Here is a 2,017-nt window from a genome sequence, read left to right on the forward strand (position 1 = left end):
CCTATGTAGCAGACACCCAATTCAGAAAACGGGACCCCCGTTTTGCAGACTATGGCCGGTACAAAGAGCGGTTTCGTAAGGAACGTGCCATGCGTGAAGGCCGTCGGAACCTTTTTTCAACCAAGGATTTTACCTTTCCCAAGGATCTGAGCCACTGCATCTGTCCTGCAGGCAGGCGATTGTACCGCAGCGGTTTCAATGTGAAGGTCAGAGGTTTTCGGGCAGTGAAGTTCAAGGGGCCCAAGTCTGCCTGCATTCCCTGCAAACTACGCTCAAAATGTTTACGTCATCCAGAGCGTACAGAGATACGACAGGTAGCCTATTTTACAGGCAGAACAGAGAAAGGCAAAAATACATTCACCGAGAAGATGAAAAGGAAGATCGACTCATTGGCAGGCCGTGTGATTTACTCCATGCGGCTGGCCATAAGTGAGCCGCCGTTTGCCAACATCAGGTCCGCTCTCGGCCTGGATAGATTTACCCTTCGCGGCAAGCGAAAGGTGAATGTCCAGTGGAACCTGTTCTGCATTGTACACAACATGAAAAAGATTCAACGTTATGGTCCTGAATTTGCGTAGTCGAAAATGGCAGGATGCCGCTCAAATAATCGAGTAGGCATCCTTCGAAAGGGATGCAAGGTGACGTAAACTGAGTTTGAAAGTATAACGGCAACTGAAGCTGGAATGGAACTCCCGGATGCTGATTTAAAAACCGATACCGCCGGGAAACGGCAACACTTTCAAAAGGACTTTTTCTACAGACTCGTTAGGCGAGAAAAATTTGAAATATGGAACGAACAATGAGATTGTACTTGGATAATTGTTGCTTCAACCGACCATTCGACGACCAATCTCAAATTAAGATTCGGCTTGAAACCGAGGCAAAGCTGAAGATTCAAGAAGAAATTATATCGGGAACATTTCAGTTGATATGGTCATATATTCTTGATTATGAGAATAATAGAAATCCTTATCAAGAAAGAAAGTTACGAATAAAGAAATGGAAAAGATATGCCATAGAGGATGTGGAAGAGAATCCCGTAGTAATTGAAACTGCAAAGATATTGAATAAAAAAGGATTTCACAAAATTGATTCATTGCATATCGCTTGTGCTATAATTTCAAAGAGTGAATATTTTCTGACTACTGATGATCAAATTTTGAAACGTGCAAGGTTATTAAACGATATTAAAATCAATGATCCAATTGGTTTTATAAAGGAAATTTTATCATGATTACCGATACAGAAATTAAATTAAAAGGACTCCAGGTCCTTGCAGAACATCTTGGTGATGTTGAAGCGGAGAGGTTTATTGCCTTAATTCAAAGAGAACCTTTCGACTATACAAAGTGGAGGCAAGGTTTGGATGAAGATTTAAACATAGAGGAAATCAGCCAAAAAGCAATGGAACTAAGAAGGCGGAGCGCCAAACAAGGCGCTGCAGGGGATGCCAAATAATTCGGCGGCCGTTGTTACGCCGTGCCCCGCACCAAGGTTATTGCAATTTGTAGGTTGGTTGCCCCGCAAATTTGGCGCCTCTGAGCTCCCCCGTACGAGGTCTCGACTTCGCAATCTAATAACCTGAAAGGAGGTTATCATATCAGTTGCCCTTTTGGATATGCAGGCTGGGGGCGGGTTCGTGCGGTAACGCACGGGCTGAACTTGCCCCGACACGGTGTCGAGACGGCCTTTGCCCATTGTATTAGAGGCATTGGTTTTACCCAGTCAGGGATGCCGGCCAAAGCCGCAGGCTGCAGCATAAAGCGAATGGTGCAGCCCCGTAAGCTCACCCCGGACGGATATAGCTGGGAGAGTCCGGGTGCGGGATAAACTCCGTAAGGCACTGTAATGGACGTAGGGAAGTCGGAGTGGCCCTGAAGTGATGAAGACAAGGACAGCATAACCTTGTCTGAGCGTAAGGCCACACTTCGATCGTGTCTGTCTTGTAATAAGGGAGCATGAGTGCTCCAGAAGGAGCTATGAACGTGCGTAATAAAGTGCCTGAGTTGCAGGCCAG

Annotated in this window: 3 protein-coding genes; all 3 read left to right on the forward strand. The window is 45.8% G+C overall.

Going from position 1 to position 2,017, the window contains the following annotated elements; translation table 11 throughout:
* The coding region (locus C4B57_12190) for a transposase (protein ID PXF50340.1) at positions 1-578 on the forward strand (578 nt) is incomplete at its 5' end.
* Between the two features lie 221 nt (positions 579-799).
* Entirely contained in the window at positions 800-1,234 is a 435-nt protein-coding gene (locus C4B57_12195) for a PIN domain protein (GenBank protein ID PXF50341.1), read from the forward strand.
* Complete coding sequence (locus tag C4B57_12200) at positions 1,231-1,458, forward strand: hypothetical protein (GenBank protein ID PXF50342.1); 228 nt, start codon at positions 1,231-1,233, stop codon at positions 1,456-1,458. The genes C4B57_12195 and C4B57_12200 overlap by 4 nt, the downstream gene beginning before the upstream one ends.
* The last annotated feature ends 559 nt before the right edge of the window (positions 1,459-2,017 follow it).

Source organism: Deltaproteobacteria bacterium (genome assembly GCA_003194485.1).
Taxonomy (GTDB): Bacteria; Desulfobacterota; Dissulfuribacteria; order Dissulfuribacterales; family UBA3076; genus UBA3076.

Excerpts from the sequence above, each read along its gene's own strand:
- C4B57_12195 (PXF50341.1), top strand. The coding sequence starts at position 800 with ATGAGATTGTACTTGGATAATTGTTGCTTCAACCGACCATTCGACGAC.
- C4B57_12200 (PXF50342.1), top strand. The coding sequence starts at position 1,231 with ATGATTACCGATACAGAAATTAAATTAAAAGGACTCCAGGTCCTTGCA.